Origin of the sequence: Streptomyces sp. NPDC056347 (assembly GCF_042262625.1) — a bacterium.
Classification (GTDB): Bacteria; Actinomycetota; Actinomycetes; order Streptomycetales; family Streptomycetaceae; genus Streptomyces.
The window spans coordinates 1-4,221 of the sequence record NZ_JBHJQP010000302.1; the positions used below are offsets into that span (position 1 = coordinate 1).

A 4,221-nucleotide genomic window follows, 5' to 3' on the forward strand; every position below is an offset into this window, starting at 1 on the left:
GATCGATCCGCCGGAAGGCCCCTGATTCCGTTCTGCTTCCGCCCGTTCTCAGCCCGCGAGGAGCTTCTTCACGGAGGCGGCCACCCGGCCACCGTCCGCGCGCCCCGCCACCTTCGGGTTCACGATCTTCATGACGGCACCCATCGCGCGCGGCCCCTCGGCCCCGGCGGCCCTGGCCTCCTCGACGGCGGCGGCCACGATCGTGCCCAGCTCGTCGTCGCTCAGCTGCTTCGGCAGGTACGCGTCGAGGATTGCGCCTTCCGCCTTCTCCCGCTCGGCCTGCTCGGCCCGGCCGCCCTGCGCGAAGGCCTCGGCCGCCTCGCGGCGCTTCTTCGCCTCCTTGGCGATCACCTTCTGCACCTCGTCGTCGGAGAGCTCGCGGGCCGCCGTGCCGCTGACCTCCTCCTTCGTGATGGCCGTGAGGGTCAGCCGGAGCGTGGACGAGGTCAGTTCGTCCCGCGCCTTCATCGCCGTGGTGAGGTCTTCCTTGAGCTGCGCCTTGAGCGTGGTCATGTGCTGATTGTGGCAGGTACGCAGCAGCCCGCGCCCGCGGGTTTTCCGCTGGCCGCACGGTGTCTGCGACGATGGGCGCATGCGCGCACGCTACGGAGTCCCCCTGAAAGTCACGGCAGTCGGCGCGGCGATCGGCGCGGCCGGCCTCGCCTACGCCGCCGGGTTCGAGGCCCGCTCGTTCCGGCTGCGACGGGTCACCATTCCCGTACTGCCGCACGGGGCCCGCCCGTTGCGCGTACTCCAGGTCTCCGACATCCACATGGTCAGCGGTCAGCGCAAGAAGCGCGCCTGGCTGCAGTCGCTGGCGGGCCTGCGGCCGGACTTCGTCGTGAACACCGGCGACAACCTCTCCGACCCCGAGGCCGTCCCCGAGCTGCTCGACGCGCTCGGCCCCCTGATGGAGTTCCCGGGGGTGTACGTCTTCGGCTCCAACGACTACTACGGCCCCAAGCTCCGCAACCCCGCCCGCTACCTGGTGGAGAAGGCCCGCGGCAAGCACGGCCTCAACGGGAACGCGCCCGCGGTCGGCGTCGTCCACAACCCGTGGGAGCCCATGCGGGACGCCTTCGACGAGGCGGGCTGGCTGGGCCTGTCCAACACCCGGGGCCGCCTCAAGATCGACGGCATGGAGCTCGCCTTCACCGGCCTGGACGACCCGCACATCAAGCGCGACCGCTACGCGGAGGTGGCGGGCGGCCCGGAAACCGGCGCCGACCTGTCGATCGGCGTCGTCCACGCTCCGTACCTGCGCTCCCTGGACGCCTTCACCATGGACGGCTACCCGCTGATCCTGGCCGGTCACACCCACGGCGGCCAGCTCTGCATCCCCTTCTACGGGGCCCTGGTCACCAACTGCGACCTGGACACGGACCGGGTCAAGGGCCTCTCCACCCACTCCGTGGACGGCCGCCGCGCCTACCTCCACGTCTCCGCAGGCTGCGGCACCAACCGCTACACCCCGGTCCGCTTCGCCTGCCCCCCGGAGGCGACGCTCCTGACCCTGACGGCCCAGGACTGAGCCGCCCCGCCCCTTCCCCGCCCGGCCCCGCAGAAACCGGATTTCGTCTGCGGGCGCGGGTGGGCTAAAGTAATCGATGTCGCCGGGAGACCGGCGGCGATCGGGGTGTAGCGCAGCTTGGCAGCGCGCTTCGTTCGGGACGAAGAGGTCGTGGGTTCAAATCCCGCCACCCCGACAGCCGTAAGACCAGGTCAGGGGCCTGATCCGCGAAAGCGGGTCAGGCCCCTGAGTGGTTTCGGGGGCCGATTCGGGGGCCGCCATGTCCTGGAGGGGGACCGTATGTTCGGCAGTGGAAGGACTCTCGGCAGTTTCAAGGTCGGGGACAAGGTCACGGTCGGAGCGCCGAGCGACAGGCCTCTCTACCACCACGGGTCGCACGGGACCGTCGTCACCATAGGCACCAAGCGTGTCCACGTGCGGATGGACAGGGCCGCGTTCGATAGCCATGACGGCGAGGTGGCGAATTTCCTTCCCGGTGACCTGGAGCCGGGACATGTCGGGACGCCGCGGAACACCGACCGGATGAACGATGCCTTCACCGCCCTCAAGCTGGCGGCCGGTACCGATCTCGTGGCCGTGGCGACGGACGCCGGGATCATCACGGCCGAGCAGGGGGAGCGGATCAAGGCCGCGTGGGCCGACCACTTGCGGCGCTGACAAGTGCGGTCGTAACGCGGTTCACCCGGGCGGTGCCCGGAGAGCCGCCCTGGACGGGGAGTTCCGCGTGCTGCTCGGCGAGTGGTGGCAGCGGGCCCAGGACGAGTCGTCACGTGTCGCCGTGCACAGCAGCTTCGGTGGCGCTTCACATGGCGGTTCGGTGTTTCAGGGGACGCCCGGGACGCCCGGGACACGGCAAGGGGCTGACCCTCCTGTCACTTCTGCCACTCCTGGGCTTCGGTCCAGGGGCGGAGTTTTTCCGGGTTCCGGACGGCCCAGATGTGGGTGATGCGGTCGTCGGCGAGGGCGAAGGCCGCGACGGTGACGGTGACACCCGTGTGCTGGGCGACCAGGCCGGGGCGGCCGTTGACCGATCGTTCCAGGAGCTTCAGGCCCGGGGCCTTGTCTGCGATGTGGATCAGGTACTGGGCGATGCGTTCGCCGCCCGTGACCGGTCGCAGGACGGTGCTGACCAGGCCGCCGCCGTCGGCGGTCAGCGCGGCGTCGGGATCCAGGAGACCCACCAGGGCCCTGATGTCCTTGGCCTCCCACGCCTCCTTGAAGCGCCGCACCAGTCCCGCCTGGCCCGCCGACGGGACGGCACGGGGCCGCACCCCCTCCGCCCCGGCCCCGATCCGGCGGCGCGCCGAGGAGGCCAGCTGGCGGCAGGCCGCGGGCGTACGGTCCACGATCCCGGCGATCTCCGCGAAGCTGTACCGGAAGACGTCGTGCAGGACGAACGCCACGCGCTCGGCGGGCGTCATCGACTCCAGTACGACGAGGAAGGCCATGTCCACCGACTCGTCCAGGGTGACCTGGTCGGCGGGGTCGGCCGCCTCGGCGCCACCGCCGACCGGCCGTCCGCCGAACCATTCCGTACGGTCGGGCAGCGGGTCCGGAATCCACGCGCCGACGTACGCCTCGCGCCGGACCCGCGCCGAGCCGAGCACGTCCAGGCAGATGCGGCCCGCCACCGTCGTCAGCCAGGCGGCGGGCGACTCGACGGCCTCCCGGCGCCGCGGCGACATGGCGTACCAGCGGGTGTAGGTCTCCTGCACGGCGTCCTCCGCCTCGGCCAGTGAGCCGAGGAGCCGGTAGGCGAGGTTCATCAGCCGACGGCGCTCGCCGTCCATCGCCCCCGGTGCCGTATCGAACCACGTGTCCATGACCATGACCGCCCCCCGTTGCCGCCTCACATTTCGCGGGGCTGCTTCGTCGAATCACCGAGAGGTTACTGAGCCACCGCCGCGAGGCAGAAGAGGGGACCGTGTCATGGCCATACGGACGACGGCAGTACCGGGTACGGCGGAATCGGGCACGGCCGCGGCCACGGAGAGACGGATCACGTTCGTGCAGGTCGCGACGGTCCTGCAAACCTTGGCGATCTTCTTCCAGGCGGTCACGGCAGGGCTGCTGCTGTCCACGTCCTACGGCGAGACGCTGCACGGCGTCGGCGCGCGGGTGATGTACGGGGCGTCGATGCTGTACGTACTCGCGGCCGTCCTCGCCTGGCGGCCGGGCGGCGGGTCGCCCCGCTCGATCCTGTACGCCACCGGCTTTCTCGTGCTCGCGTCGGTGCAGGTGGTGCTGGGTATCGCGCATGTGCCCTCGGTTCACGTGCCGCTCGGGGTGCTGATGTTCGGGCTGAGCGTTCTGGTGCTGGCCCAGGCGCTGGTCCGGCGCGCGAGGGCGTGATCCGAAGGGAGTCGCATTCGTCGACCACCACCCGGAATGCACCTTTCGTCACCCCGTGCGAGTCTGGTCATGGCCCATCGTCCGAAAGCCGCAACAGGAGGCACGATCGTGGGCAAGAAGCAGACTCGACAGAATCGCGGTGCCCGCACCGGCGGCCACGAACGCAGCGCCACTCCGGAGATGAAGGAGACGAAGGAGCAGACGCGGCCTTCAGCTGCCCAGGAGACGGTGCACGCAATCTCGGAGCAGGTCTCCCACCGGAAGCAGCGGAGGTTCGGCCACAACTGACCCTCCCGTCCCTCAACCCGTCACGACGACCGCCCTCCGCAGCGGCACCC

At 70.5% G+C, this 4,221-nt stretch carries 6 protein-coding genes and 1 tRNA gene; 5 read left to right on the forward strand and 2 right to left on the reverse strand.

Annotation, left to right across the window (positions count from 1 at the left end):
* Positions 1-48: 48 nt before the first annotated feature.
* On the reverse strand, positions 49-513 hold the full coding sequence (locus ACFCV8_RS35565; RefSeq protein ID WP_376689688.1) for a GatB/YqeY domain-containing protein: 465 nt from the start codon (positions 511-513) through the stop codon (positions 49-51).
* Between the two features lie 79 nt (positions 514-592).
* Here ACFCV8_RS35565 and ACFCV8_RS35570 point away from each other — a divergent pair, with 79 nt between their 5' ends.
* The 3 genes from ACFCV8_RS35570 (at position 593) to ACFCV8_RS35580 (ending at position 2,188) form a co-directional block, all read left to right on the forward strand.
* The gene (locus ACFCV8_RS35570; protein ID WP_366299032.1) at positions 593-1,531 is read left to right on the forward strand and encodes a metallophosphoesterase; all 939 of its coding nucleotides are present in this window, start codon (positions 593-595) and stop codon (positions 1,529-1,531) included.
* 101 nt (positions 1,532-1,632) lie between these two features.
* A tRNA-Pro gene (locus ACFCV8_RS35575) sits at positions 1,633-1,706 on the forward strand.
* 104 nt (positions 1,707-1,810) lie between these two features.
* Complete coding sequence (locus ACFCV8_RS35580) at positions 1,811-2,188, forward strand: hypothetical protein (protein WP_376689690.1); 378 nt, start codon at positions 1,811-1,813, stop codon at positions 2,186-2,188.
* 215 nt (positions 2,189-2,403) lie between these two features.
* Here the strand turns inward: ACFCV8_RS35580 and sigJ are convergent, their stop codons facing one another.
* A complete protein-coding gene (sigJ, locus tag ACFCV8_RS35585; protein WP_376689691.1) occupies positions 2,404-3,360 on the reverse strand; it encodes an RNA polymerase sigma factor SigJ in 957 nt (318 codons plus the stop codon).
* A gap of 100 nt (positions 3,361-3,460) precedes the next feature.
* On the opposite strand from sigJ, the gene ACFCV8_RS35590 reads away from it, so the two are divergent.
* Together ACFCV8_RS35590 and ACFCV8_RS35595 are read left to right on the forward strand one after the other, a co-directional pair.
* A complete protein-coding gene (locus ACFCV8_RS35590; protein WP_376689693.1) occupies positions 3,461-3,883 on the forward strand; it encodes a hypothetical protein in 423 nt (140 codons plus the stop codon).
* Between the two features lie 108 nt (positions 3,884-3,991).
* Complete coding sequence (locus ACFCV8_RS35595; RefSeq protein WP_376689694.1) at positions 3,992-4,171, forward strand: hypothetical protein; 180 nt, start codon at positions 3,992-3,994, stop codon at positions 4,169-4,171.
* Positions 4,172-4,221: the final 50 nt, after the last annotated feature.